Annotated in this window: 22 protein-coding genes; 10 read left to right on the top strand and 12 right to left on the bottom strand. The window is 72.0% G+C overall.

Translation table 11 applies throughout. From position 1 onward, the window contains the following. Positions 1-12: 12 nt before the first annotated feature. The 4 genes from RIU97_RS13210 to RIU97_RS13195 all read left to right on the top strand — a co-directional run bounded on the left by RIU97_RS13210 (position 13) and on the right by RIU97_RS13195 (position 3518). Positions 13-930, top strand: a complete 918-nt coding sequence (locus RIU97_RS13210; RefSeq protein WP_327264469.1) for a F0F1 ATP synthase subunit gamma — start codon at positions 13-15, stop codon at positions 928-930. Beyond that, positions 930-2372: a F0F1 ATP synthase subunit beta gene (atpD, locus tag RIU97_RS13205; protein WP_404956424.1), complete on the top strand. Its 1443-nt coding sequence runs from the start codon at positions 930-932 to the stop codon at positions 2370-2372. The genes RIU97_RS13210 and atpD overlap by 1 nt, the downstream gene beginning before the upstream one ends. Positions 2373-2535: 163 nt before the next feature. Continuing rightward, entirely contained in the window at positions 2536-2907 is a 372-nt protein-coding gene (locus RIU97_RS13200; RefSeq protein WP_030708154.1) for a F0F1 ATP synthase subunit epsilon, read from the top strand. A 164-nt stretch (positions 2908-3071) separates the two neighbouring features. Next, entirely contained in the window at positions 3072-3518 is a 447-nt protein-coding gene (locus RIU97_RS13195) for a DUF2550 domain-containing protein (RefSeq protein WP_404956423.1), read from the top strand. A 64-nt stretch (positions 3519-3582) separates the two neighbouring features. Here RIU97_RS13195 and RIU97_RS13190 read toward each other — a convergent pair whose 3' ends face one another. From RIU97_RS13190 to RIU97_RS13180, 3 genes are all read right to left on the bottom strand, one after another. After that, positions 3583-5436 carry a glycosyl hydrolase family 18 protein gene (locus RIU97_RS13190; protein WP_404956421.1) on the bottom strand — a complete coding sequence of 618 codons (1854 nt, stop codon included), beginning with the start codon at positions 5434-5436 and terminating at the stop codon, positions 3583-3585. Positions 5437-5618: 182 nt separating this feature from the next. After that, positions 5619-6272, bottom strand: a complete 654-nt coding sequence (locus RIU97_RS13185) for a response regulator (protein ID WP_404956419.1) — start codon at positions 6270-6272, stop codon at positions 5619-5621. Next, positions 6269-7453, bottom strand: a complete 1185-nt coding sequence (locus RIU97_RS13180; RefSeq protein WP_404956417.1) for a sensor histidine kinase — start codon at positions 7451-7453, stop codon at positions 6269-6271. Before RIU97_RS13180 ends, RIU97_RS13185 begins: the two co-directional genes overlap by 4 nt. A gap of 163 nt (positions 7454-7616) precedes the next feature. Here RIU97_RS13180 and RIU97_RS13175 point away from each other — a divergent pair, with 163 nt between their 5' ends. Next, positions 7617-8189 (top strand): hypothetical protein, encoded by a 573-nt coding sequence (locus RIU97_RS13175; protein WP_404956415.1) that lies wholly within the window; start codon positions 7617-7619, stop codon positions 8187-8189. 56 nt (positions 8190-8245) lie between these two features. Here the strand turns inward: RIU97_RS13175 and RIU97_RS13170 are convergent, their stop codons facing one another. Next, on the bottom strand, positions 8246-8818 hold the full coding sequence (locus tag RIU97_RS13170; protein WP_361754915.1) for a cob(I)yrinic acid a,c-diamide adenosyltransferase: 573 nt from the start codon (positions 8816-8818) through the stop codon (positions 8246-8248). Between the two features lie 225 nt (positions 8819-9043). On the opposite strand from RIU97_RS13170, the gene RIU97_RS13165 reads away from it, so the two are divergent. The 3 genes from RIU97_RS13165 (at position 9044) to RIU97_RS13155 (ending at position 13170) form a co-directional block, all read left to right on the top strand. After that, complete coding sequence (locus RIU97_RS13165; RefSeq protein ID WP_319724631.1) at positions 9044-9892, top strand: 3-hydroxyacyl-CoA dehydrogenase family protein; 849 nt, start codon at positions 9044-9046, stop codon at positions 9890-9892. A gap of 187 nt (positions 9893-10079) precedes the next feature. Further along, positions 10080-10403: an STAS domain-containing protein gene (locus tag RIU97_RS13160; RefSeq protein WP_030153791.1), complete on the top strand. Its 324-nt coding sequence runs from the start codon at positions 10080-10082 to the stop codon at positions 10401-10403. A gap of 193 nt (positions 10404-10596) precedes the next feature. Beyond that, positions 10597-13170 carry an ATP-binding protein gene (locus RIU97_RS13155; RefSeq protein WP_404956411.1) on the top strand — a complete coding sequence of 858 codons (2574 nt, stop codon included), beginning with the start codon at positions 10597-10599 and terminating at the stop codon, positions 13168-13170. A gap of 82 nt (positions 13171-13252) precedes the next feature. On the opposite strand, the gene nucS is transcribed toward RIU97_RS13155, so the two are convergent. Then, positions 13253-13924, bottom strand: coding sequence for an endonuclease NucS (nucS, locus tag RIU97_RS13150; protein ID WP_361754922.1), 672 nt, complete (start codon positions 13922-13924; stop codon positions 13253-13255). Positions 13925-14144: 220 nt separating this feature from the next. On the opposite strand from nucS, the gene RIU97_RS13145 reads away from it, so the two are divergent. Then, a complete protein-coding gene (locus tag RIU97_RS13145) occupies positions 14145-14537 on the top strand; it encodes an SCO5389 family protein (RefSeq protein ID WP_404956409.1) in 393 nt (130 codons plus the stop codon). Between the two features lie 16 nt (positions 14538-14553). Here the strand turns inward: RIU97_RS13145 and RIU97_RS13140 are convergent, their stop codons facing one another. Beyond that, positions 14554-15585 carry an LLM class flavin-dependent oxidoreductase gene (locus tag RIU97_RS13140; RefSeq protein WP_404956407.1) on the bottom strand — a complete coding sequence of 344 codons (1032 nt, stop codon included), beginning with the start codon at positions 15583-15585 and terminating at the stop codon, positions 14554-14556. Positions 15586-15814: 229 nt separating this feature from the next. On the opposite strand from RIU97_RS13140, the gene RIU97_RS13135 reads away from it, so the two are divergent. Further along, positions 15815-16141, top strand: a complete 327-nt coding sequence (locus RIU97_RS13135) for an ATP/GTP-binding protein (RefSeq protein ID WP_404956405.1) — start codon at positions 15815-15817, stop codon at positions 16139-16141. 6 nt (positions 16142-16147) lie between these two features. Here the strand turns inward: RIU97_RS13135 and RIU97_RS13130 are convergent, their stop codons facing one another. The 6 genes from RIU97_RS13130 to scy all read right to left on the bottom strand — a co-directional run bounded on the left by RIU97_RS13130 (position 16148) and on the right by scy (position 25835). Continuing rightward, the gene (locus RIU97_RS13130; protein WP_404956403.1) at positions 16148-16984 is read right to left on the bottom strand and encodes an ABC transporter permease; all 837 of its coding nucleotides are present in this window, start codon (positions 16982-16984) and stop codon (positions 16148-16150) included. Then, positions 16981-18096, bottom strand: coding sequence for an ABC transporter ATP-binding protein (locus RIU97_RS13125; RefSeq protein ID WP_404956401.1), 1116 nt, complete (start codon positions 18094-18096; stop codon positions 16981-16983). Before RIU97_RS13125 ends, RIU97_RS13130 begins: the two co-directional genes overlap by 4 nt. A gap of 146 nt (positions 18097-18242) precedes the next feature. After that, positions 18243-19013 (bottom strand): ABC transporter permease subunit, encoded by a 771-nt coding sequence (locus RIU97_RS13120; protein WP_404956399.1) that lies wholly within the window; start codon positions 19011-19013, stop codon positions 18243-18245. Positions 19014-19015: 2 nt separating this feature from the next. Then, positions 19016-20038, bottom strand: a complete 1023-nt coding sequence (locus RIU97_RS13115; protein WP_404956397.1) for an ABC transporter ATP-binding protein — start codon at positions 20036-20038, stop codon at positions 19016-19018. 104 nt (positions 20039-20142) lie between these two features. Beyond that, a complete protein-coding gene (locus RIU97_RS13110; RefSeq protein WP_030708181.1) occupies positions 20143-21081 on the bottom strand; it encodes a cellulose-binding protein in 939 nt (312 codons plus the stop codon). Positions 21082-21278: 197 nt separating this feature from the next. Beyond that, positions 21279-25835, bottom strand: coding sequence for a polarized growth protein Scy (gene scy / locus RIU97_RS13105; RefSeq protein ID WP_404956395.1), 4557 nt, complete (start codon positions 25833-25835; stop codon positions 21279-21281). Positions 25836-25901 lie beyond the last annotated feature (66 nt).

The following is a 25901-nucleotide window of genomic DNA, read 5'->3' as shown; positions in this document are numbered from 1 at the left end:
GGGACCTGACTCATGGGAGCGCAGCTCCGGGTCTACAAGCGTCGCATCCGTGCCATCACGGCGACCAAGAAGATCACCAAGGCGATGGAGATGATCGCCGCCTCGCGCATCGTCAAGGCGCAGCGCAAGGTGGCGGCGTCGATGCCGTACGCGACCGAGCTCACCCGTGCGGTGACCGCGGTGGCGACCGGTTCGAACACCAAGCACGCCCTGACGACCGAGGTCGAGCAGCCGACCCGTGCCGCGATCCTGCTCATCACGAGCGACCGCGGTCTGGCCGGCGGCTACTCCTCGAACGCCATCAAGCAGGCGGAGCGGCTCACCGAGCGGCTGCGCGCTGAGGGCAAGGAGGTCGACACGTACATCGTCGGCCGCAAGGGTGTCGCCTACTTCGGGTTCCGCGAGCGCAAGGTCGCGGATTCGTGGACCGGCTTCACCGACAGCCCGGCCTACGCCGACGCCAAGCGCGTCGCCGGACCGCTGATCGAGGCCATCCAGCTGGACACGGCCGAGGGCGGCGTCGACGAGCTGCACGTCGTCTACACGGAATTCGTGTCGATGATGACGCAGAACGCGGTCGACGGCCGGATGCTGCCGCTCAGCCTCGACAAGGCAGAGGAGGAGGACGGCGCGAAGGGCGAGATCCTTCCGCTGTTCGACTTCGAGCCGTCGGCGGAGGACGTCCTCGACGCCCTGCTGCCGCGCTACGTCGAGAGCCGTATCTACAACGCACTGCTGCAGTCGGCCGCTTCCGAGCACGCCGCCCGCCGCCGCGCGATGAAGTCGGCGACCGACAACGCCGGAGACCTCATCAAGAGCCTCTCCCGGCTTGCCAACGCGGCCCGCCAGGCCGAAATCACCCAGGAAATCAGCGAGATCGTCGGTGGCGCGAGCGCCATGGCTGACGCGACCGCGGGGAGTGACAAGTAATGACGACCACTGTTGAGACGGCCGCCGCCACGGGCCGCGTCGCCCGGGTCATCGGCCCGGTCGTCGACGTGGAGTTCCCCGTCGACGCCATGCCCGAGATCTACAACGCCCTCAAGGTCCAGGTCGCAGACCCGGCCGAGGACGGCAAGCTCAAGACCCTGACCCTCGAGGTCGCGCAGCACCTGGGTGACGGCCTCGTCCGTACCATCTCGATGCAGCCGACCGACGGTCTGGTCCGCCAGGCCGCGGTGACCAACACGGGCGAGGGCATCACCGTCCCCGTCGGTGACTTCACCAAGGGCAAGGTGTTCAACACCCTCGGTGAGGTGCTGAACTACCCGGAGGAGAACGCCAACGTCACCGAGCGCTGGCCGATCCACCGCAAGGCCCCTCGCTTCGACGAGCTCGAGTCGAAGACCGAGATGTTCGAGACCGGCGTCAAGGTCATCGACCTTCTCACCCCGTACGTCAAGGGTGGAAAGATCGGTCTGTTCGGTGGTGCCGGTGTCGGCAAGACCGTTCTGATCCAGGAAATGATCTACCGCGTCGCCAACAACCACGACGGTGTGTCGGTGTTCGCGGGCGTCGGTGAGCGTACCCGTGAGGGCAACGACCTCATCGAGGAAATGGCCGAGTCCGGCGTCATCGACAAGACGGCGCTTGTCTTCGGCCAGATGGACGAGCCCCCGGGCACCCGTCTGCGCGTCGCGCTTGCCGGTCTGACCATGGCGGAGTACTTCCGCGATGTGCAGAAGCAGGACGTGCTGTTCTTCATCGACAACATCTTCCGGTACACCCAGGCGGGTTCCGAGGTGTCGACCCTGCTCGGCCGTATGCCCTCCGCGGTGGGTTACCAGCCGAACCTGGCCGACGAGATGGGTCTCCTCCAGGAGCGCATCACCTCGACGCGTGGTCACTCGATCACCTCGATGCAGGCGATCTACGTCCCCGCGGACGACCTGACCGACCCGGCGCCGGCGACCACCTTCGCCCACCTCGACGCGACGACGGTTCTCTCCCGTCCGATCTCCGAGAAGGGCATCTACCCGGCCGTGGACCCGCTGGACTCGACGTCCCGCATCCTCGACCCGCGGTACATCGCGGCGGACCACTACGCCACGGCGATGCGCGTCAAGGGGATCCTCCAGAAGTACAAGGACCTCCAGGACATCATCGCGATCCTCGGTATCGACGAGCTGGGCGAGGAGGACAAGCTCGTTGTCCACCGTGCCCGTCGCGTCGAGCGCTTCCTGTCGCAGAACACCCACGTGGCGAAGCAGTTCACCGGTGTGGACGGTTCGGATGTTCCGCTCGACGAGTCGATCACCGCGTTCAACGCGATCTGCGACGGTGACTACGACCACTTCCCCGAGCAGGCGTTCTTCCTGTGCGGTGGCATCGAGGACCTGAAGGCCAACGCCAAGGAGCTGGGCGTCTCCTGATCCGGCGCGCTCCGCGAGGGGCGCATCCGGTTCGCAGGCCACCAGCGAACGCTGACAGTCTGCAGACGGAGAGGGGCGGGTGTGTCCCGTCCCTCTCCCCACGCCCATTAGAATTTGACCCAACACCCGGCCGACCCGCCGGGTGGTGACCCGAGGAGCCACCTTGGCTGCTGAGCTGCACGTCGAGCTGGTCGCGGCGGACCGCAATGTCTGGTCCGGCGAGGCCACCCTTGTTGTCGCCCGCACCACGTCCGGCGACATCGGCGTCATGCCCGGTCACCAGCCGCTTCTCGGTGTGCTGGAATCGGGCCCTGTGACCATCCGCACCAGCGAGGGCGGCACCGTCGTCGCCGCGGTGCACGGCGGTTTCATCTCGTTCGCGGACAACAAGCTGTCCCTGCTGGCCGAGATCGCCGAGCTCGCGGACGAGATTGACGTCCAGCGTGCGGAGCGGGCACTGGAGCGCGCGAAGGCGGAGGCGGACGCCGCCGCCGAGCGTCGCGCTGATGTCCGGCTGCGCGCCGTAACGGGCTGAACGCCTGTCGGAGTTTGAACCGCTGAGTACCGGAGGGCGACCGCCGGGACTCGGCAGACCTCAGCCGCGGTCCGTTCTGGAATTTTCCAGACCGGGTCGCGGCTGTGGCGATGCGGGTCTGTTTTTTTCTCATGCGTATTCGATGAGCGAGGAGGTCGGTGAAGATGCTCCTCGCTCTGCTTGTGAGCGGCCTGGTCGTAACCCTGGTGGTGATCGGGTTGTTTGTCTTCGGACTGCGCCGCAGGCTCATCCAGCGGTCCGGCGGTACCTTCGACTGCAGCATGCGCTGGGGCGTGGCCGACAAGCCCGACGTCTCCGGCAAGGGCTGGGTGTACGGGGTCGCGCGCTACAGCGGTGACCGGATCGAGTGGTTCCGGGTGTTCTCGTACTCCCACCGGCCGCGCCGGCTGCTGGAGCGTTCCTCCATCGAGGTCATCGCCCGCCGCGCCCCGGAGGGCGAGGAGGAGCTGGCCCTGCTCTCCGACGCCGTCGTGCTCGGCTGTGTCCACCGCGGGACCCGCCTGGAGCTGGCGATGAGCGAGGACGCGCTGACCGGCTTCCTGGCCTGGCTGGAGGCGGCGCCTCCCGGGCAAAGGGTGAATGTGGCCTGAGGCCTTCAGGACGTGAAGAAGCCGGGGAGACGGGGGCGGACCCGTGTCCCCGGCTTCCGTCTTCCTACTGCAGCCCGGTGTGGATCGCGTTCGCGAGCTCACCATTGCCGGTGTCGCCGCTGAACTCCCAGAAGAAGGCTCCCTTGAGGCCCTGCTGCTTGGCCCAGGTCATCTTCCCGGCGATGGTCGCGGGGGTGTCGTAGCTCCACCAGTTGCTGCCGCACTTGGCGTAGGCCGTGCCGGCGATCGTGCCGGTGGCCGGGCAGCTGGTCTTGAGCACCTTGTAGTCCTCGATGCCCTGCTCGTACGTGCCCGGAGCCGGTCCGGTGGCGGTGCCGCCGGGGGCCGCCTGGGTGACGCCGGTCCAGCCGCGGCCGTAGAAGCCGATGCCGAGGTTGAGCTTGGCGCCGGGGACGCCCTTGGCCTTGAGCTTGGCGATGGCGTCGGCCGAGTTGAAGCCGGCCTGCGGGATGCCCGCGTACGAGGTGAGCGGGGAGTGCGGGGCCGTCGGGCCCTGCGCCGCCCAGGCGCCGAAGAAGTCGTACGTCATCACGTTGTAGAAGTCGACGTACTGCGCGGCGCCGCCGTAGTCGGCCGCGTCGATCTTGCCGCCGCTGGAGGCGTCGGCGGTGATGGCCGCGGTGACCAGGTTGTTCGCGCCGAACTTGGCGCGGGTCGCCTGCATCAGGTTCTTGAAGGCGGCGGCGCCGCTGGTGTCACAGGACAGTCCGCAGGCGTTCGGGTACTCCCAGTCCAGGTCGATCCCGTCGAAGACGTCGGCCCAGCGCGGGTCCTCGACGAGGTTGTAGCAGGACTGGGCGAAGGCGGTCGGGTTGGCCGCGGCCTGCGGGAATCCGCCGGACCAGGTCCAGCCGCCGAAGGACCACAGGATCTTGATGTTCGGGTAGGCCTTCTTCAGCTTGCGCAGCTGGTTGAAGTTGCCGCGCAGCGGCTGGTCCCAGGTGTCGGCTACGCCGTCGACGCTCTGGTCGGCGGTGTAGGCCTTGTCGTAGTCGGCGTAGGCGTCACCGATGGTGCACTGGCCGTTCTGGACGTTGCCGAAGGCGTAATTGATGTGGGTGATCTTGCTCGCCGTACCCGAGGTGACCAGGTTCTTCACGTGGTAGTTGCGCCCGTAGACGCCCCACTCGGTGAAGTAGCCGAGCTTGACCTTGCCGCCCGGGTCCGGTGGCTGGGTGCCGCCGGCCGTCGTGAACGACACGGTGGCGGACGACGCGCCGGTCTGGTCGATCGTGTCGCGCGCGACGACGTGGTAGCCGTACGTCGTGCCCTTGGTCAGGCCCGTCTGGGCGTAGGTGGTGCCGGTGACCGTGGCGATCTTGGCGCCGTCGCGGTAGACGTCGTAGTTCTTGATGCCCTTGTCGTCGGTGGCGGCGCCCCAGCTCAGGGTCAGCGAGGTCTCGGTGATGTTGGAGGCGGAAGGGGCGCCCGGAGACGAGGGGGGAGCGTCGCCGGGCTGGGTGCCGCCGTCACAGGAGGCGCCGTTGATCTTGCAGCCGGTGGGGGATCCGCTGCCGGCGCCGTTGAAGCCGAAGCTGGCGGTCGCGCCCGGGGCGAGGGTGCCGTTCCAGCCGACGTTCTTGGCCGTCCAGTGGGTGCCCGAGCTGGTGACGGTGGCGTCCCAGGCCGAGGTGACCGAGGTGCCGGCCGGGTAGTCCCACTCCACGGTCCAGCTGGTGAGGGTGGTGGTGCCGGTGTTCTTCACCACCCACTTGCCCTCGAAGCCGGTGCCCCAGTCGGAGACCTTGGTGTACGTCGCGGTCGCGGCGGCGGCCGCCTGGGCCGGCGCGGCGAGCACGACGAGCCCGGTGACGGGCAGGGCGAGCGCGGCCACGATCGCCGCGACACGGGTGAAGAACCGGGTGCGCCTGGTGCGGGGTGGGGATGCTGTGCTCAAGGGTGATCCTCCGTAGGTCCGTCTCGGTCGTGGGGGACCTCGACATGGGGGTGGGACCTGCGCCGCCCGTGAGCACGCTTTGTCATGGCACGCTCACCACAGTGTTGCGGCGAGCGTAGAAAGGTCTGGACCAACCGTCAAGAGGTCCAGACCGGTATGCGCGGTGCCGCCCGGGGCCGGGGCTATATCCCCAACTCCTGTGCCAGCACCGCGGCTTGGAGGCGGCTGCGCAGATCCAGCTTGCCGAGCAGACGGCTGACGTGCGTCTTCGCCGTCGCCTCCGCCATCTCCAGCCGCTCGGCGATCTCCGCGTTCGACAGGCCCTCGCCCAGCGCGCTCAGCACCTCCCGCTCCCGCGGGGTCAGCGAGGCCACCGCCGCGGCCTTCTCCGGCGTGGGAGCGGCCCGCACCGGCCGGGGAGCCGCGAACTCGGCGATCAGCCGCCTGGTCACCGCCGGGGCGATCAGGCCCTCCCCGCGCGCGACCGTCCGTACCGCCTCGATCAGCTCCGCAGCGTCCGCGTTCTTCAGGAGGAAGCCGGCGGCCCCCGCGCGCAGCGCCCCGAAGACGTACTCGTCGAGGTCGAAGGTGGTCAGCACCAGGACATCGGCCAGGCCCTCCGCGACCACCTCGCGCGTCGCGGACACCCCGTCCAGCCTGGGCATCTGCACGTCCATGAGGACGAGGTCCGGCCGCAGCTCCCGGGCCAGGCGCACCGCCTCCTCCCCGTCCGCGGCCTCGCCGACCACCTCGATGTCCCCCGCGCTGCGCAGGATGAGCACCAGCCCGGCCCGCACCGCGCCCTGATCCTCCGCCACCACCACCCGGATGGTCATGCCTCCACCGCCTTCTCCTCCGCGGGCAGGGTCGCCCGCACCTGCCACACCGCGCCGGACCGGCCCGCCGTGAACTCTCCGCCCAGCAGCTCCGTCCGCTCCCGCATGCCGATCAGCCCGGCCCCGGAGCCGGGGGCGCGGGGGCCCGGCCGGTCCCCGTAGGGCGAGTCCACCCTCACGGTCAGCAGCCCGTCGGAGTGCGCCACACGGACCGTGACGGTGCCCGGGGCGGCGTGCTTGAGGGCATTGGTCAGCGACTCCTGGACGATCCGGTACGCGGCCAGCTCCACGGGCGCCGCCGCCGGCTCCCCGGCCGGCCGGTCGTCGTGGAGCACGAACGTCAGCCCGCTCGCCGAGCCATTGGTCCCGGCCTGCGCGACCAGGGCGTCCAGGCCGTCCAGCGAGGGCACGGCGACCGGCTCCTGGTCGCCCCCGGCATCCCGCAGCAGCCCGATCAGACGCCGCATTTCGGCCAGCCCCTGCACGCTGTTCTCGCGGATCACGCCGAGGGCGTCGCGGCTGGTAGCGGCCGTGTCGATGGAGAGCGCGGCGGTGGAGTGGATGGCGATGGCGGAGAGGTGGTTGGCGACCATGTCGTGGAGCTCCCGGGCCATCCGGGCGCGCTCGGCGGCCACGGCCTGGGTGCGGTCCATCTCGGCCAGCAGCGTGGTCTGCTCGGCGCGCAGCCGGGCGGCCACGGCGGCCTCGCGGTGGTTGCGCAGGGTGGCGCCGGTCAGGGCCGGGGCGAAGCTCACGATGCCGGTGACCGCGCCGATCAGGAGGGCCTGCGGGGTGCGCAGCCAGGCCAGCGAGGCGATGGTGACCACGAGGGTGATCAGGCCGGTGGAGACCGGGAGCCGGCGGGCCATGGACGGTTTCCCGTACACGACGGCGGCGTACATCAGGTCGGTGAAGATCACGACGGTGGCCAGGCTGCCGACCGTGAACTGGTCGGCGATCACCCCGAGGGTGCCGACGGCCAGGGTCAGATTCGGCTTGGTGCGGCGCAGCAGCTCCATCGAGCCGAGGGCCACGAGCGGGACCAGGGCCGCCCAGGCCGGCAGGGAGTCCCGGCTGGGGCTGCTGTAGACGCCGAGCGACCAGAAGACCAGGCCCGCGAGCACGCTGACCACCGCGAGGAGGACGTCGTCACGGTGGGGGCGCAGGTTCTTCAGGGTCACGGTCCCATCCAACAGGGTGGGCGGGCCGCGCACGTCGGCGGAGGGGCCGAGGTGCGGCTACATCGAAGGATGCAGGCCCACATGGGCAATGGCGACGACGAAACGGGCCCGGCCGGACGGGAGTCTGGAGGGGAAACGGAGAACCGAGCGGACGGAGGGTCCCATGATCGTCGCGCTGATCATCGCCTGTGAGGTCGGCTTCTGGGTGCTGCTGGCGGCCGGCCTGGGCCTGCGCTACCTCGCGCGGATGCCCCGGCTGGGGGCGGCGGTCCTGCTGTGCGAGCCGCTGATGGAGCTGGTCCTGCTGGTGGTCACCACGCTCGACCTCAAGAACGGCGCCGAGCCGGACTGGAAGCACGGTCTGGCCGCGCTCTACATCGGCTACACCGTCGCCTACGGCCACTACACGATCAAGTGGCTCGACGGGCACGCCGCGCACCGGCTGGCCGGGGGCCCCAAGCCGGCCGGCGCCGGGTACGGGAAGGCGCGGGCCGTGCACGAGTGGAAGCTGTGGGTCCGTACCGTCGTCGCCGCCGCGGTCGCCCTCGGCCTGCTCCAGGTGGCCATCTGGTACGTCGGCGACGCGGGCGACGTCAGCTCGCTGCAGGCGTGGCAGTTCGGCGCCCTGCGGGCGGTCGGCATCCACGCCCTGGTCGCCGTGGCCTACACGATCTGGCCGAAAAAGGCCCCCGCGGGCGTCGAGGAGCAGTCCGTACTGGCGAAGACCGAGCGCTAGCGGTACAGGGGGCCACGGAGGGTGGCCCCCACGCGGCGGCCGGCGGCGCCCCGCCGCTACCGTTCGCCGCCCGGCACCCACAGCACGTCCCCGACCTCCTTGTTGGCCACCCGGGCCAGGATGAACAGCAGGTCGGAGAGGCGGTTCAGATAGGTGGCGGTCAGCGGGTTCATCACCTCGCCGTGCACCTCCAGCGCCGCCCACGTCGAGCGCTCGGCGCGCCGGACCACCGTGCAGGCCTGGTGCAGCAGGGCCGCGCCGGGGGTGCCGCCGGGCAGGATGAAGCTGCGCAGCTTCTCCACCTGCTCCAGGAAGTGGTCGCAGTCCGCCTCCAGCTTGTCGACGTAGAACTGCTCCACCCGCAGCGGCGGGTACTCCGGCTTCTCGACCACCGGGGTGCACAGGTCCGCGCCCACGTCGAACAGGTCGTTCTGCACGCGGACCAGGACCTTCACGACCTCCGCCGGGAGCCCGCCGAGCGCGATGGCCGTCCCGATGGCCGCGTTGGCCTCGTTGGCGTCGGCGTACGCGGAGATCCGCAGGTCGGTCTTGGCCGTGCGGCTCATGTCGCCGAGGGCGGTCGTGCCCGAGTCGCCGGTACGGGTGTAGATGCGCGTGAGGTTCACCATGCGGCCAGCGTAGACGGACCGCCCCCGGCCGCGGCGAGCCGGAGGACGGGTGAACTGGAGGGCCAGACAGGGGTGCTGGGCCGTACCGGTGTGATGTCCGTCATCTGAGACGTGACGCGTGTTACTTCGCGGTCACACCGCACCGCCCGGGCGCTAGTCTCCGCCGGAGTGGCTACGAGACCGTGCCGTATTGAGACCGGTCATTTGAAGAACGTGGGGTGTGCAGTGGCTGGGAAGCTCGCCGTCATCGGTGCCGGACTGATGGGTTCCGGGATCGCTCAGGTCTCCGCTCAGGCGGGTTGGGACGTCGTGCTGCGCGATGTCACCGACGCCGCACTGACCCGTGGCACGGACGGGATCAAGGCCTCGTACGACAAGTTCGTCTCCAAGGGGAAGATGACGGCCGAGGACGCCGAGGCGGCGCTCGCGCGCATCACGACGACCACCGACCTCGACGCGGTGGCCGACGTGGACATCGTCGTGGAGGCCGTCTTCGAGAAGATCGAGATCAAGCACGAGATCTTCCGCGCCCTCGACAAGATCGTGCGCGAGGACGCCATCCTCGCCTCCAACACCTCCGCCATCCCGATCACCAAGATCGCGGCCGTGACGGAGCGTCCGGAGCGGGTCGTCGGCGCGCACTTCTTCTCGCCCGTCCCGATGATGCAGCTGTGCGAGCTCGTGCGCGGCTACAAGACGAGCGACGAAACCCTCGCCACCACGCGGGCGTTCGCCGAGTCCGTCGGCAAGACCTGCATCGTCGTCAACCGCGACGTCGCCGGTTTCGTGACGACCCGTCTGATCTCCGCGCTGGTCGTCGAGGCCGCCAAGCTGTACGAGTCGGGCGTGGCCTCCGCCGAGGACATCGACATCGCCTGCAAGCTGGGCTTCGGGCACGCGATGGGGCCGCTGGCCACCGCCGACCTCACGGGCGTCGACATCCTGCTGCACGCCACCAGCAACATCTACACCGAGTCGCAGGACGAGAAGTTCGCGCCGCCGGAGCTGATGCGCCGGATGGTGGACGCCGGCGACATCGGCCGCAAGAGCGGGCAGGGCTTCTACAAGCACTGAGGCCCGGGCCGGCCGCCGAGCACCGCCGTTCGAATATTGGTTCACCCCTCAGGGTGAATTAGGTATCGGTTCGCTCACGGTCGGCAACTTCCCCGCCCGTGGGGCAGTCAGTTCAAGTGAGAGTTGCCGACCACACCACGGACCAGTCGGACCATACGTACGCAGTACTGCACTGCCGGGAGTACACATGCACATCAGGGGCGACCACGCCGAACTCGCTGTCGGGGGCCGCCTCGACGTGCGCAGCGCGGCGGACGCCCGTACGGCCCTCCACACCGCGCTCGACGACGGCCACGGCGACCTCGTGCTCGACCTCACCGGGCTCGACTCCTGGGACGCGACCGGCCTCGGCGTGATCATGGGCGCGCACCGGCGGGCCGGCCGGACCGGCCGGCGCCTCGTCCTGCGCGGGGTGCCGCCGCAGATGCAGCGGCTGCTCGTCGCGACCCGGCTGCACCGGATCCTCGCGATCGAGGGCGGCCTGGAGGCCGAGTCCCTGCCCCGCGTCTGAACGGGCAAGCCGCTGACCTTTGCATTTCCTGCGGAAAAGTAACGGTCCGGTGGTGATCGCACCCCTGCGGTTTCCCGCACGACCGGCCACGGTCTAGGGTTCGGGCGGAAACCGGACCAGGAGCGACCGCGGGTGCGCCGAGGCCGGGCGGTACGACGGCGAGGCGCGCGGCCCGCGATCGGGGGACTGGATCATGGACCGAATACAGGGGCAGACCGGGCAGGACGGGCAGCCCGGAGGCGGGTCCGCGCCCTCCGTGCCCGGATCCGGGCAGACCCCGGCCCCGTCCGGTGCGAGCGCCACGCCCACGGCGACCGCTGCGCCCACGGCGACCGCTGCGCCCACGGCGACCGCTGCGCCCACGGCGGCCTCCGCACCCGCGGCACAGGGGCCCGCGCGGGTCGTCACCCTGACCGCGGGCGACTTCACCCTCACCGTCAACCCGGTCGACGGCAGCGAGATCGAGCCGCTGCGCCCCGGCACCGAGCGGAGCCGCCCCGCCAAGCGCGACGCGGCCGCCCGCACCGCCCGGGACACCGCCGCACGGCCGCCCGCCCTGCCGGGCCCCGCCGTCCCCGTACGCCCCCTGCTCGCCCGCGAGGAGGAGCAGGAGCGCCTCGTCCGCCTGCTGGCCCGGGGCCGGTCCGTACGGCTGACCGGACCTTCGGGATCCGGGCGCAGCGTGCTGCTCGACGCGGTCGCCGCCCGGTGCGCGGGCCTCGCTCCCGACGGCGTCGTACGGCTCTCCGGGTACGGGCACCAGCAGCCCTCCGAACTCCTCCAGACGCTCTACGCGACCGTGTACGAGGCTCCGGGGGAGCGGCCCGAACGCGACGAGCTCCTCGCCCGCGTCCGGGACATCGGCGCCATCGTCCTCCTCGACGACCTGGAGATGGGCGGCACCGCGCTCGACGAGCTGCTGCGCGCCACCCCCGAATGCGCCTACCTGCTCGCCGCGACCCCCGACACCCGGTCCCCCTCCGACGACTCGCACATCGAGGAGGTCTTCCTCGGCGGGCTGGGCAAGACCCACTGCGCGGACCTCCTCGAAGCGGGCCTCGGACGGCCGCTGACGGACGAGGAGACCGCCTGGGCGGGGGACCTGCGCTTCGCCTCCGAGGGGCTTCCGCTGCGCTTCGTACAGGCCGCCGCGCTGCTGCGGCAGCGGGACGAGCTGAACCACGCCGCCGAGGACGACGACGAGGAGGAGCCCGGCGTCTTCGACGAGCGCCCGCGCGACCGCGCGCAGGTGCCGCTGCCGACGCTGGCCGAGGGCGCGGCCCCGGCCGAGCTGCTCGCCTCGCGCGTCAGCGAGTCGGCCCGCGCCGCCCTGCGGATCGCCTGCGCGCTCGGCGGGGAGCTGCCGCACCACGCGCACCTGCCGGCGCTGGTGGGGGACACCCACGCCGACACGGCGGTGGCCGAGCTGCTGGCCTGCGGGCTGCTGACGCCCGTAGGGACGCGCTACCGGCTGGCCGCCGGCGTCGCACGACAGCTGGAGGAGGCCGGGTACGGGGACACCGCCGCGGAGGAGGCCCGTACGGCCGCCCGGCACTACGCCTGGTGGACCGGGCACGCCTCGGTGACCCCGGGGCGGGTCGCGGCCGAGGCGGACGCGGTCCTCGCCGCGCTGGCCGGCGCCGACGTGGTGGCGGCGGTGCTGCTGGCACGGACGGCGGCCCCGGCGTTCGCGGGCTCGCTGCACTGGGAGGCGTGGGAGCGGGTGCTGCGCTCCGGGGCGGAGGCCGCGCGCAAGGCGGGAGAGGTCGCCGAGCAGGCGTACTTCCACCACGAGCTCGGCGTGCTGGCCCTGTGCGAGGGGCGCCTGGACCGGGCGCGGGCCGAGCTGGAGACCTCGATCGGGCTGCGGGGCGCGCTGGCGGACAAGCGGGGCACGGTGGCAGGGCGGCGCGCGCTGGCGCTCGTCGTGGACCGGGAGGCGGCAGAGTCGGCTCCGTCGCCGCCACTGCGGCTGGAGGCGCCGGCGGCCCTGGCGGCGGCTTCGGAGGCGGTGACGGCGGCGACCCCGGCCCCTGCGACTCCGGCCCCTGCGGCCCCGGCCCCTGCGACTCCGGCCGCGAACCGGCCGGCCCCGTCCCTCGCGCCGACCCCGTCCACCCGCGTCGCCCCCGTGGTCCCGGTGGGCCCCGTCTCCGCCGAGGCGGTGACGCGGATGACCCCGGTGGTGCCGGTGTCCCGGAGCTCGGAGCCGCCCACGACGCTGTCGGAGGTGTTCGAGGACGCCTTCCCGCTGTCGCCGAAGCCGGCCGCGCCCGCCGCCCTCCCGAAGCCGGCGCCCGCGCCGGCCAAGGACGCGGGCCGGCGCCGGCTGGTGCTGCTGGCCGGCGCGGGAGCGCTGACGGTGGTGGCGCTGGGCACGGTGGTGGCCCTGGCGCTGAGCTCCTCGGACGACGCGCCGCCGGCGCAGAGCCCGGCGGTCTCCCTGACCCCGACGGCCGTGGTCCCGCCGACCGTGCCGGGCATCAGCGGGAACGATCCTGCACCGGAGCCGCCGGCCTCCGCCCCGGAGTCGGAGGCAGCGCAGCCGGGACAGAGCGCCGCCGCCCCGACCCCCGGCCGGACGCCGGGCCGTACCCCGTCCCGCCGTCCGTCCCCGACGCCGCCGAACTCCCCGACGCCGTCGTCCGTTTCGCCCCCGCCGACCACCGCGGGGCCGTCTCCGACGCCGACCGAGACCGCCGTGCCGTCGCCGACGGCCACCCAGGCGGTCACGGCCACCGCCGCCTCCCCGACCACGGGCCCGTGAACGCCGACGGCTCCGTCCTTCGGGACGGAGCCGTCGCGTCAGTGGGCGGGCGGTCGGCCGGGCAGCCGGGAGGGGCCGGGGATCAGAACAGGCGGAGCTTGTCGTCCTCGATGCCGCGCAGCGCGTTGTAGTCCAGGACCACGCAGTCCATCCCGCGGTCCGTCGCCAGGACCTTGGCCTGCGGCTTGATCTCCTGGGCGGCGAAGATGCCCCGGACCGGCGCCAGGTGCGGATCGCGGTTGAGGAGTTCGAGGTAGCGGGTCAGCTGCTCGACGCCGTCGATCTCGCCGCGCCGCTTGATCTCCACGGCCACCGTCGCGCCGGAGGCGTCCCGGCACAGGATGTCCACCGGACCGATCGCCGTCATGTACTCGCGCCGGATCAGGGTGTAGCCCTCGCCCAGCGTTTCGATGCGGTCCGCGAGCAGTTCCTGCAGATGTGCCTCGACGCCGTCCTTGATGAGCCCCGGGTCGGTGCCGAGCTCGTGGGAGGAGTCGTGCAGGACTTCCTCCATGGTGATGATGAGCTTCTCGCCCGCCTTGTTGATGACCGTCCACACCCCGGCGTCATCACCGCTCCCCTCCTTGAGGGTGCACGGGGGCGACATCCAGTTGAGCGGTTTGTACGCCCGGTCGTCCGCGTGGATCGAGACACTGCCGTCGGCCTTCACGAGGATCAGACGGGGTGCCGAGGGCAGATGGGCGGTGAGCCGGCCCGCGTAGTCGACGGAGCAGCGGGCGATGACGAGACGCATGGTCGGCAACGCTACTCGACGAGAAGGCCTCCACGCGATTCGCCCCTGAAAGCCCCCTTCGCGGATGGCGCGTTGTATGCGCATTCTCCTGGTGCGCCACCCATGGGGCGCCTACCGTGGTGAGCGGGAGGTGGCGGAGCGTGCACTCTGCGTCGCGACCTCCTTCCCTGCCCGTAAGACTCCGGCAACCCAATCGGCCGGGGTCGCGAGAGGAGAACCCATGTCGCTCGACGTCTCACCGGCCCTACTCGAACAGGCCGAGCGAGGCGAGGTCGACGAAGCCGCTTTCGTCGACTGCGTCCGGACCTCCCTGCCCTACGCATGGGAGATGATCAGCTCGCTGGTGGCCCAGCTGAAGGTGGACGGCGGACAGTTCGCCGACAACCAGACGCCGCCGCCCGACGAGCAGGCGCGGGGGCAGCTGCTGCGTGCCCTCGCGAGTGACGCGATACGGGGTGCCCTGCAGCGGCACTTCGGAGTGCGCCTGGCTTTCCAGAACTGTCACCGGATCGCGGTGTTCCCGCTGGACCCCTCGGTGGACGACCGGCTGGCCAAGTTCACTTCGATCCGCGGTCAGCTGCTCAACCAGTCGCCGGAACTCCGGGACTGCTGAGCAGGTCCGGTAGGTCTCAGCCGAGGCGGGGCAGGACCTCGACGCCGAGTCGTCGTACGTTCTCCTCCGTCGCGGCGAGATCGCCGGAGCCTTCCGTCAGGAGGGCGAAGCGCGTGATGCCCGTCCGTGCGGACGTGGCCGCCAGCCGGTCCGCCGCCACCTCCGGGGTGCCCACCGGGTGCAGGTCGCACAGCAGTTCCGTGTACGCGACGGGATCCCGCATCGCGCGCACGCGTCCGTCCACCGTCACGTGCGCGTCCAAGCCCTGCTTGAGCCAGCCCGGCATCGCCTTGAGCAGGGTCTCGCGGGCGTCCGCCGTGCGGTCCGCGAGCTGGCACACCCCGGCGGAGACGTGCCCCGCGCCGGCCACCTGATCCCGCGAGTGGCCCGCCGCCAGCGCCGTGCTGCGCCACAGCGCGACCATCTCCGCCTTGGTCTCGTCCCCGCAGTGCATGCCGAGGAGCATCGGCAGCCCCCGCTGCGCGGCCAGCCGTACCGACGCGGGAGAGGTGCAGGCCACGATGACCTCCGGCCCCGCGCCGTCCCCGTCCAGGGCCTCCGACGGCCGGGGTACGACGGCCACCTCGCGGAAGCCGTACCGCTCGCCGGCGGCTCCCACCCGCCCCTCCGTCAGCCAGCGCCGCAGCAGGTCCAGGGCCTCCGGGAAGCCGTTCTCGTACGAGTCCAGGCCGCCCCCGAACACCTCCAGGTCCACCCACGGCCCGCCCCGGCCCACCCCCAGGGTGAAGCGGCCGCCCGAGGTCAGGTGGAGCAGGGCCGCCTGCTCCCCGAGGGCCACCGGGTGCGTGCTCGGCAGCACGCTCACCGCCGTGCCCACGCGCAGTCGGCGGGTCCGGCCCAGCAGCAGGGCCGCCAGGGTCACCGCCGAGGGGCAGACCCCGTACGGGACGAAGTGGTGCTCGGCGAGCCAGACCGAGTCCAGCCCGGCCTCCTCGGCCACCTCGGCGGTCCGCACCGCCCGGTGCAGTGCCTCTCCCTGTCCCTGGCCCGGGAACTGGGCCGCCAGTACAAACGCTCCTACGCGCATCGCCTTTAGCCTCCTCGCGGCTGACGCGGCCTCCCCCAGGTGGACCGGTTCTTCCTAGGGCAACAACGTCTGACACGTGCCAAAGGCACGGGCTGACAGGAAAGTTATTGGGATTGTCGGGCCATTCCTCTTCGCGCGGCCGCCTTCCTCAGCCACCCTGCGGGTACCCGGCCTCGCTGCGCGTAGTCTGGGAGAAAGTCACTGCCGACCGCCCTTCCGTGAGGTATACGTGTCACCGCGCAACAACCGCCCCAGGGGCGGCGAGACCCCGGACGAAGGCCCCAGCACCGGCCTCGACCGCTACGGGCTGGAGCGCACCGAGGAGTACCAGGGCGAGGACTGGAAGGTCCGCCACGTGGCCGGCGCCAGCGCGGCCGGCAAGCGCTACCGCTGCCCCGGCTGCGACCAGGAGATCCCCTCCGGCACCCCGCACCTGGTGGCCTGGCCGGAGTACGGCGGCGTGGACGACCGGCGGCACTGGCACAAGGCCTGCTGGAACGCGAAGGACCGCCGCACCTCGAAGGTGCAGCGGTCCCGCAACGCGCCCCGGTACTAGAACGCCCTAGACGTCCCGGCGGCCGACCGACAGGTACGAGGCGGACACCGCTCCGCCCGTGATCAGCACGATGAGCAGCACGTGCGAGAGGTTGCTGGGGGCCGAGCCCAGGTCGCCGCCCTCCTGCATGCCGAACAGCTGGCTCAGCGCCACCGGCACGTTGCGCTGGAGGACCAGCCGTCCGAAGGGCGCGACGGCGTCCCAGCTCGTGAGCATGGCCCCGATCACCGGCGGCAGCGTGACCACGCCGAGCATGACGGCGATCGCCCCGGCCGAGTGCCGCACCAGCGCGCCGATCGCCAGCGCGAGCACGCCGAGCAGGGTGACGTAGAGGCAGCCGAAGAGCGCGCCGAGCCACTCGTGGGCGGCGTGCGTGCCGGCCGCGGCGCCGTCGTGGGCGAGCGACGCGGCGATCCCGACCACGAAGACGGACAGCATGGTGGTGGCGAGGGCCGTGGTGCTGAAGACGAGGTACTTCGCGGTGAGCACCCGGTACCGGTCCGGGGCGGCGGTGAACGTGGTCCGCGCCAGCCCGGTGCCGTGCTCCGAGGTGATGGTCAGCACACCGAGGACCATCACCGCGATCTCCCCCACCAGCAGACCGAAGAGGGCGGGTGTGGTGAAGGTGATCCCCTCGTAATCCTCGTCCGAGGTCTGCGAGACGAACAGCAGCCCGATGCCGACGACGGTGAGCACGAGCGAACCGAGCGTCCACAGGGTGGAGCGGATCGAGATCAGCTTGGTCCACTCCGAGGCGAGGGCGTGCCCCAGGTGCGGCCGCGGCGTGGGGAGGGGGGAGCTGTAGCTCCGGGGCCGCTCCGGCGTCGGGGTCGTCGGGGTCATCGTGTGTCCTCGGGGGATTTCTTGGCGGTGCTCGTGAGCTCGCCGGGATGGCTGGGCATGAGGAAGGGCTGCCCGCCCGCTCCGGGCGGCGGTGGGGCGAAGAAGCCCGCCTGCGGGACCTGGGGTGCCGCAGGCTCCTCCTCCCACGCCGGGAGGGCCAGCGGTTCGGGCTCCCAGAGCTCGGCCCGCGGGTCCTCGGTGGAGGTGTACTCGACGGCGGACTGGGTCATCCGCATGTACGCCTCCTCCAGAGAGGCGTGGTGCGGTGACAGCTCCCACAGCCGTACGCCGGCCTCGTGCGCGAGGTCGGAGATGAGGGACAGCTCCAGACCGGTCACGCGCAGTGCTCCGTCGGGCTCCTGGAGGACCCGGCCGCCCGCCCTGGTGAGGGTCGTACCCAGCGTGTCCCGGCCATCCGGATCAGTGTCGGCCGCGCGCACCCGAGCGAATCCGGCCGAGTTGTGCGCGATGAACTCCTGGGTGCCCATATCGGCCAGCAGCCGCCCGCGGCCGATGACGATCAGGTGGTCGGCGGTCAGCGCCATCTCGCTCATCAGGTGCGAGGAGACGAAGACGGTCCGGCCCTCGGCGGCGAGCCGGCGCATGAGGTTGCGGACCCAGAGGATGCCCTCGGGGTCGAGCCCGTTGACCGGCTCGTCGAACAGCAGCACCTGCGGGTCCCCGAGCAGGGCGGTGGCGATGCCGAGCCGCTGGCCCATGCCGAGCGAGAAGCCCTTCGTGCGCTGCCGGGCGGCGTCCTGGAGCCCGACCACGGCCAGGACCTCGTCCACCCGCTTCTCCGGGATCCCGGAGAGCTGGGCGATGGAGAGCAGGTGGGTACGGGCCCGGCGGCCGCCGTGCACGGCCTTGGCGTCGAGCAGGGCCCCGACGTGCCGCTGGGCGTTCGGGAGCTCCCGGAAGGGGAGGCCGTTGATCGTGACATGACCGGATGTGGGCCGGTCCAGGCCCAGGATCATGCGCATGGTGGTGGACTTCCCGGAGCCGTTGGGCCCCAGGAATCCCGTGACGTGACCCGGCTTGACCTGGAAGGACAGCTGGTCGACGGCGGTCTTGGCGCCGTAGCGCTTGGTCAGGCCGACTGCCTCGATCATCTTGCTGCCCCTTACCAGGCCGGGACGACTTTCGCCCGCGTAAGGGTTAAGAGGATAACGAGGTTCCTCTGGTTCCGTCCCGTGCCGGATCCCTGAGCTGCCCCTGAGACCGACCCGGGGATCCCCCGTAGTACGCCGGCAGGAGGTCAGGCGTCCCTCTTGCGGAGGACGGCGTAGCCCCCGAGTACCGCGGCCAGCGTCCAGAGGACCATGATCCCGAAGCCGCCCCACGGGCCGTACGGGGTCTCGAAGGACCCGAGGGCGTCGGGCACGACCTGCATGATCCTCCCCCCGGCAATGCTCGGCAGGTACTGGCCGACCGTACGCGTCGCCTCGAAACCCACGAGGAGGTTCGAGACGATCAGGAAGAACGGGACCAGGACGCTGATGGCGGCGACCGAACTGCGCAGCATGGCCGCCACGCCCATGCAGAACAGGGCCAGCAGCGCCAGGTACAGGCCGGCGCCGGTCACGGCGCGCAGCACGCCCTCCTCGCCGATCCCGATGCCGAGGTCACCGAGGAGCGCCTGGGTGAGGAAGAACGACACGAAACTGGTCAGCAGCCCCACGGCCAGGGCCAGCGCCGTCGCCACCGCCATCTTGCCGAGCAGGAAGTGCCCGCGGCGCGGTACGGCGGCCAGCGAGGTGCGGATCATGCCCGTGCTGTACTCGGTGCTCACGACCAGCACGCCGAAGACGATCATGGCCAGCTGTCCGAGCTGCATGGAGCTGAGGCTCGTTGCGGTGGGGTCGAAGGTGGCCCGCTGGGCCGCGTCCAGGTCGTTCGGGTCGAACGTGGCGCTGAACAGCGCGGCGAACCCGACGGTGACGAGGAAGACGAGGGCGAGGGTCCAGCTGGTGGAGGCGACCGTGCGGATCTTGGTCCACTCGGACTTGAGGACGGCGTTGAAGGCCATGGTCACTCACCGCCCTTGCGCGTCGCCTCGTAGCCGGCGCCCCAGGCGGGGACGTCGGCCGGCCGGGCGGGGTTGTCGGCGGCCATGCCGGGCGGGACCGGGGCGCCGGGTGCGCCCGGTGCGTGGGCGTGGTATTCGACGGAGTCGGCCGTCATGCGCATGAACGCTTCTTCCAGTGAGGCCCGTTGCGGGCTGAGCTCGTGCAGCACGATCTGGTGCTGGGCGGCGAGCTCGCCGAGCTGTTCCGCGCTCGCTCCGTCGATCTCCAGCGTGCCGGTGGCGGGAACGCTGACGGCGTTGATCCCGGCATCGTGCAGGACGTCCTTGAGCCGTTCCTGCTGCGGGGAGCGCAGCCGGACGTAACTGCGGGAGTTCTGCTGAATGAAATCAGCCATCGGAAGATCGGCCAGAAGCCTCCCTTGACCAATGACGACCAAATGGTCTGCGGTCAGCGCCATTTCACTCATCAGATGGGAGGAAACGAAGATCGTCCGCCCCTCTCCCGCCAAGCCCTTCATCAGATTGCGGATCCAGAGAATTCCCTCCGGGTCCAGACCATTGACGGGCTCGTCGAACATCAGGATTTCCGGATCACCCAGCAGGGCGGAGGCGATTCCCAGCCGTTGACCCATGCCCAGCGAAAATCCTTTGGACTTCTTCTTCGCCACGGCCGTCAGCCCGACCAGGTCCAACACCTCGCCGACCCGACTCTGCGGGATCTCGTTCGACTGGGCCAGGCAGAGCAGGTTGTTGTACGCGGTGCGGCCACCGTGCATGGCCTTCGCGTCCAGCAGCGCCCCGATGTGCTTCAGCGGCTCCGGCAGGTCGCGGTAGTGCTTCCCGTCGATCCGGACCGTCCCGCTGGTCGGATTGTCGAGGTCGAGCATCATGCGCATGGTCGTGGACTTCCCTGCCCCGTTGGGGCCGAGGAAGCCGGTCACCACCCCCGGTCGGACCTGGAAGCTGAGGTTGTCCACGGCGGTCTTCGCGCCGAATCGTTTGGTAAGTCCCTCTAGCTCGATCATGCGGACACGCTAGAACGCCCGAGGGCCCTACGCCACCTCGAACAGGTGACACAGGGCCCTCGGTCGGGCCAAGCACGTGCGACGGGTTTCGCGCCGGCGGTCGATCAGCGGCTCTGCTGCGCCGGGACGCCGCGGCTGACCGGCTCGTCGTCCACGATCGGGTTGGCCGCGGCGACGGCCGCACCGGTGAGCGTCGCCAGCATCTCGCGGACGTTGGTCAGCTGCGCGTTGATCGAGTCGCGGCGGTTGGTGAGCGCCGCCAGCTCGCGCTCGGACTCGCTGCGGATACGGTCCGCCTTGGCGTTGGCGTCGGCCACGATGTCCTCGGCCTGGCGCTGCGCGGTCTCCACGGTCTGCCGGGCACGGCGCTCCGCGTCCGTACGCAGCTTCTCGGCCTCCAGGCGCAGCTGCTCGGCGCGGTGCTCGATCTCGGCCAGGCGCTTCTCGGCCTTGGCCTGACGCGAGGCCAGGTCGCGCTCGGACTGCTCACGGCGCTTGGCCAGGTTGGTCTCGAAGTCCGCGGCGGCCTGGGCGGCCTTGGCGCGCGTCTCCTCGAACAGCGCGTCGGCCTCCTCGCGCTTGGACGCCGCGTCCTTCTGGGCCTCCGCGCGCAGGGTCGACGCGTCGCCCTTCGCCTTCTCGACGATGCGGACGCCCTCGTCCTCCGCCTTCGACTTGCGGTCGGCGGCGAACGACTCGGCGTCGTTGCGCACCTGCTGGGCAGCCGACTCGGCCAGCTCGCGGTGCTGCTCGGCCGCGCGACGGGCCTCCTCGCGCAGGTCCTTCGCCTCCTCCTCGGCCAGCCGAAGGATCTTCTCGACCCGGGCGCCGAGACCGGCGTACGACGGCTCGGCGTCGTTCACCTGGGCCTGGGCGTTCTGCGTCTCGAGGTGCAACTCCTCGATCCGCTTTTCCAGAGAGTTGATACGTCCAAGGGCGCTGTCGCGGTCGGAGACCAGCTTGGTAATGCGGTCGTCCACCTGACCACGGTCGTAACCACGCCGCACGAGCTCGAAGCCGAAGGGGGAGGAAGTGTCGCTCATGGGGTTCCTGTCGAATGAGACCGATGAGGTGCTACGTGAGGTGTTAAGGGGAATCCTAGGCGCCCGGACGGCGTGTCATCGAGTCAATCCACGTTTGATCTGGACAATGACACCCCTTTTGAGTGGCAAGGCGACAGAATGCTTGTCACTCGTTCGCCTGAACCTCCATCAGGTGGACACATCCCCGTTGTGTTTGGCTAGCCCTCTGACGCCTTGCCACCCGAACGAGTGGATCCCGCAGTCACTCCGGCCTTCACGCCCCCCGCGCCCTGGCCGCCGACCGCCGGCTTTCCGCCGCCCGAAGGCGCCTCGAATGATTCCAACGCCTCAAGAACGTCCTGGACACGGGAGATCTCCGCCTGAATGTCCTCGCGCCGACGCACCAGGACCTCCAGCTCACGGCGGCCCTCGTCGACGAGGCGTTCGGCCTCCGCCTCGGCCTGCGCGAGGGCGTTCTCGGCCTCCCGGGTCAGCTCCGCCTTCTTCTGCTCGGCCTCCTTGAGCAGCGCCTCCGCCTTGCGCACCGCAGCGATGCGCACCTTGCTCGCCTCGCTGCTCGCGTCCGACACCAGCGCCTTCGCCTTCGCCTCGGCCTCGACGCTCTGCTCGGTCGCCGCCCGCACCAGCTTGTCCACGCGCTCGCCGGCCGACTTCATCTGCTCGGCCGACTCCCGGCGGGCCCGCTCGTGCAGCTCCTCGACCTCGCCCTCGACGCGGCCGCGCAGCTCCTCCGCCCGCTCCCTTATGGCAGCCGCGTCCCTGCGCGCGCCGACCAGCAGTTCGTCCGCGTCCGTACGGGCCTTCTCCACCATGGAGTTGCCCTCGACGGTCGCCTCCGAGGTGATCCGCGCCGCCTCCTTGCGCGCCGCGTCGACCATCGCGTCGGCCTGCTCCTCGGCCGCCGTGGTGGCGGCGAGGGCCTGCTGCTGCGCATCGGCCGTGAGCTTGTCGGCCTCCGCGGAGGCCTCCGTGATGAGCCGGTCGACCTGCTCCGCCGCCTCGCTGCGGCGCTTGTTGGCCGCCTCGCGCGCCTCGTCCAGCAGCCGCTCCGACTCCGTACGGGCCTCGGCGCGGGTGCGCTCGGCCGCGGTCGCGGCCTCCGCCTTGACCCGCTCGGCCTCCGCCCGGGTACGGGTCGCGTGCTCCTGCGCCGAGGACAGCGCCTCCGACGCGTCCGCACGCAGCCGCTCGGCCTCGCCGGCCGCCTCGCCGACCGTGCGCTCGTTCGCCTTGCGGGTCTCGGCGGTGAGCTTGTCGGCCTCGGACGCGGCCTCGGCGATGAGCCGGTCCGCCTGCTCGGCCGCCTCGGTGCGCAACCGGTTCGCCTCGGCGCGCGCCTCGTCCAGCGTCTGCTCGGACTCCCGCTCCGCGCTCGCCAGGGTCTCGTTCGCCGCGGCCGTGACCCGGTCCGCCTCCGCGGTGGCCTCGCCGATGATCCGGCCGCCGTCCGCGCGGGCGTCGTCCAGGACCCGGTTCGCCTCCGCGCGCAGCCGGTCGGCCTCCGCCGCCGCCTCGCCCACCGTGGCCTCGTTGGCCACGCGGGTCTCGTCGATGAGCCGGTCGCCCTCGGCACGCGAGTCGACCATGATCCTCGCGGCGTCGCGCTCGGCGCTCGCCAGCGTCTCGGCCGCCTGCGCCTTGAAGCGTGCCGCGTCGGCGCCCAGCCGCTCGGCCTTCGCCGTCGCCTCGCCCACGGTGGCCGCATTGGCCGCCCGGGTCTCCTCGATGAGCCGGTCGGCCTCCGCCGAGGCCTCGGTGATGAGCCGGTCGACCTGCTCCGCGGCCTCGGTGCGCAGCCGGTTGCCCTCGGCGCGGGCCTCGTCCAGGGTCGCCGCGGCCTCGACGCGGGTGGCCTCCGCCGCCTGCTCCGCCTCGGCGGTGATCCGCGCGGCCTCGGCCTCGGCCTCGGTGACCGTGGCCGCGTTCGCCGCGAGGGTCTCCTCGGTGAGCCGCTCGGCCTCCGCCGTCGCCTCCGCCGTGATCCGGGCGCCCTCGGCGCGCGCGGCCTCCAGCGACTCCGCCGCCTCGCCGCGGATGCGGTTCGCGTCGTCACGGGCATCGGCCCGGGTGCGCGCCGCGTCCCGCTCGGACGCCGCCAGCGCGTCCGTGGCCTCCGTACGCACCCGCTGCGCGTACTCGGCGGTGTCGCCGCGCAGCTGCTCCGCCTCGGCGATCGCCTCGCCGACCGTCCGCTCCGCCAGCGCCTTCGCCGCGTCCGTCTCGGCGCGCGCCTCGCTGCGGATCCGGTTGGCGTCCTCGGTGGCCCGCTCCCGCTCCGCGTAGGCGTCGGACCGGACCCGGCCCGCCTCCTCCTCGGCCTCCGTCTTCGTACGCTCCGCCGCGTGCTCGGCTGCGTTGCGCAGCCCGGCGATCTCCTCCTCGGTCTGCTCGTGCAGGCCCGCCACGGCGTCCCGTATCTGCTGGGCGGTGGCCTCCGCCGCCGACACCAGCTCCGACGCGCGCCGCTCGGCCTCCTCGGTCAGGCGGGCGGCCTCGGCCTGCGCCTCCTCCGAGCGGCGGCGGGCCGCGGCCAGCAGCTCCTCGCTCTGCTCGCGGGCCTGCGCCCGCTCCTGCTCCGCGTCCGTCCGGGCCGAAGCCAGGGTCTCCTCGGACTCCCGGCGGCGCCGGGCGGCCTCCTCCTGAGCGGCGGCCAGCGCCTCCGCGGCCTCCGCGGCGACCCGCTCGGCCGCCGCCTTCGCCTCGGCGCGCAGCCGGTCCGCGGTCTCCTGCGCCTCCGAGCGCACCCGCTCCGCCTCGGCCTCGGCCTCGCCGCGCAGCCGTACGGCGACCTGCTCGGCCTCCGCGCGCACCCGCCCGGCGTCCTGCGCCGCGTCCGTGCGCAGCTGGTCGGCCTCCGCCTCGGACTGCGACTGCAGGGTGCGGATCCGCTCCGCCGACTCGGCGCGCAGCCGGTCGTTCTCCTCCGACGTCTCCCGGCGGATGTTCTCCGCCGCCGCGCGGGCGTCGCGCAGCGTCTGCTCGGCCGTCGTCAGCCGGCTCTCGGCGTCCGTGTGCAGCCGTACGAGCTCCTCGTCGGCCTCCGCCCGCCTGGCGGCCACCGCCCGCTCGGTCTCCTCGCGCCGCGCGAGGGCCGCCGCGTCCGCCTCGGCGCGTACGGCCTCGGCCTGCTCCTCGGCCTCGGCGCGCAGCCGCTCGGCCTCGGCGCGGGTCCGCTCCAGGGTCTCCTCGGCCTGCTTGCGCAGGGCGCCGGCCCGCTCGACGGCCTCGGCGCGGACCCGCTCGCTCTCGGCGGTCGCCCCGCCGCGCAGCTCGTCCGCGTCCGCCTTGGCCTTGCCGAGCAGCTCCTCGGCGGTGCGGGCCGCCTCCTCGATCTGCTGGACCGCCTCGCGGCGGGCCTCGCCGCGGATCCGCTCGCCCTCGGCGACGGCCTCCGCGCGCAGCTGTTCGGCCTCGCCGCGCAGCCGCCGGGCCTCCGACTGGAGCTCGACCGTACGGGCCCGGTACTCCTCGGTGTCGTCCTTCGCCGCGCCCTTGAGCTCGTCGGCCGTGGCCGCCGCCTGCAGGCGCAGCCGGTCGGCCTCGGTCTCGGCCTCGCGGCGGATCCGCTCGGCCTCCTCGGACGCGGCCCGGGTGGTGGCCCGGGCGTCCTCCGAGGCCTTGTTCAGTACGTCCTCGGCGGTGCGGGCGGCCTTCGCCAGCTGCGCCGCCATGTCCTCGGCCGCGGCCGTACGGGCCTGCTCGCCGGCCTCGGTGCGCTGCCGCTCGGCGTCCGCGCGGGCGTCGGCCAAGGCCTGCTCGGCCTCCGTCTTGAGGGCCTCGGCCTCCTTGGTGGCCTCGCCGACCAGCCGGGCGACCTGCTCCTTGGCGGTGCGGGTGCGCTGCTCGTTGACGGACTCGGCCGACGCGAGCTGGCGGGCCGCGCTCTCCTTGGCCTCGGCGAGGACCCGCTCGGCCTCGGCCCGGGCCTCGCGCAGCGCGGACTCGGCCTCCTGCGCGCGGGACTCGGCCACCCGGCCGAGGTCCATGGTCTGCTGCCGGGTCTGCTCGGCCTCGGCGGAGGTGGTGGAGCGCAGCCGCTCCGCGTGCTCGGTGGCCTCCTGGGCCTGCGCGGAGGCGGCGGTCAGCAGCCGCTCGGCCTCCTTGCGGGCGCGCAGCAGGGTGGCTTCGGTCTCCGCGCGGGCGGCCTCCGCGTCGGCGGCGATCCGGCGCCGGGTCTCCTCGGCGACCCGGGCGGCCTCGGCGCGGGCGGCGTTCAGGGACTGCTCGGCCTCGGCGCGGGACTCCTCCATGAGCCGGCGCGCCTGGGACTCCGTACGGGCGCGCAACTGCTCGGCCCAGGCCACGTTCTCGTTGACGTGCGCCTCGACGGTCTGGCGGCGCTCGTTGAGCTCCTGGTCCAGCCGCTGGCGGCGGTTGACGGCCTCGGCGTGCAGCTCCGCCTGCAGGCGTGCCTGGTGCTCGGCGTGCTCCTGGAGGATGCGCTGGGTCTGTGCCCGGGCGTCGCGCAGTTCGCGCTCGGCGTCGGAGCGCATCTGGTCGGCCTGGATCTGGGCATTGCGGAGCAGCTGCTCCGCCTGGTAGCCCATGTCCGCGCCGTCGTAGGCAGGGCGGGACGCCAGAGATCGGCGTACCTCGTGGAGCTTGGCGCGCAGCACCTCGACCTGGTACCCCAGGTCCTCAGCGTGCTGGACGGCCTTCCCGCGCTCCTTCTTCAGCCGCTCCATCTCGGCTTCGAAGCGCGAGAGATGGTCGGCCCCGGCCTGATGGCTCTCCTGGCTTTCGTAGCCCCGCACAGCGCGGTCCCATCCGTCCCCTGGTCGCAAGCTCACTCCCAAATGAGCATCGCTCGCCCGCTGAAC

The organism is Streptomyces sp. 147326 (assembly GCF_045000215.1).
In the GTDB taxonomy this organism is placed as follows: Bacteria; Actinomycetota; Actinomycetes; order Streptomycetales; family Streptomycetaceae; genus Streptomyces.
This window is presented reverse-complemented; position numbering and strand designations above follow the sequence as displayed.

Coding starts and splice junctions, on each gene's coding strand:
- RIU97_RS13210 (WP_327264469.1), top strand. CDS start 13: ATGGGAGCGCAGCTCCGGGTCTACAAGCGTCGCATCCGTGCCATCACG.
- atpD (WP_404956424.1), top strand. CDS start 930: ATGACGACCACTGTTGAGACGGCCGCCGCCACGGGCCGCGTCGCCCGG.
- RIU97_RS13195 (WP_404956423.1), top strand. CDS start 3,072: ATGCTCCTCGCTCTGCTTGTGAGCGGCCTGGTCGTAACCCTGGTGGTG.
- RIU97_RS13185 (WP_404956419.1), bottom strand. CDS start 6,272: ATGACCATCCGGGTGGTGGTGGCGGAGGATCAGGGCGCGGTGCGGGCC.
- RIU97_RS13175 (WP_404956415.1), top strand. CDS start 7,617: ATGATCGTCGCGCTGATCATCGCCTGTGAGGTCGGCTTCTGGGTGCTG.
- RIU97_RS13170 (WP_361754915.1), bottom strand. CDS start 8,818: ATGGTGAACCTCACGCGCATCTACACCCGTACCGGCGACTCGGGCACG.
- RIU97_RS13160 (WP_030153791.1), top strand. CDS start 10,080: ATGCACATCAGGGGCGACCACGCCGAACTCGCTGTCGGGGGCCGCCTC.
- RIU97_RS13155 (WP_404956411.1), top strand. CDS start 10,597: ATGGACCGAATACAGGGGCAGACCGGGCAGGACGGGCAGCCCGGAGGC.
- nucS (WP_361754922.1), bottom strand. CDS start 13,924: ATGCGTCTCGTCATCGCCCGCTGCTCCGTCGACTACGCGGGCCGGCTC.
- RIU97_RS13145 (WP_404956409.1), top strand. CDS start 14,145: ATGTCGCTCGACGTCTCACCGGCCCTACTCGAACAGGCCGAGCGAGGC.
- RIU97_RS13140 (WP_404956407.1), bottom strand. CDS start 15,585: ATGCGCGTAGGAGCGTTTGTACTGGCGGCCCAGTTCCCGGGCCAGGGA.
- RIU97_RS13130 (WP_404956403.1), bottom strand. CDS start 16,984: ATGACCCCGACGACCCCGACGCCGGAGCGGCCCCGGAGCTACAGCTCC.
- RIU97_RS13125 (WP_404956401.1), bottom strand. CDS start 18,096: ATGATCGAGGCAGTCGGCCTGACCAAGCGCTACGGCGCCAAGACCGCC.
- RIU97_RS13120 (WP_404956399.1), bottom strand. CDS start 19,013: ATGGCCTTCAACGCCGTCCTCAAGTCCGAGTGGACCAAGATCCGCACG.
- RIU97_RS13115 (WP_404956397.1), bottom strand. CDS start 20,038: ATGATCGAGCTAGAGGGACTTACCAAACGATTCGGCGCGAAGACCGCC.
- RIU97_RS13110 (WP_030708181.1), bottom strand. CDS start 21,081: ATGAGCGACACTTCCTCCCCCTTCGGCTTCGAGCTCGTGCGGCGTGGT.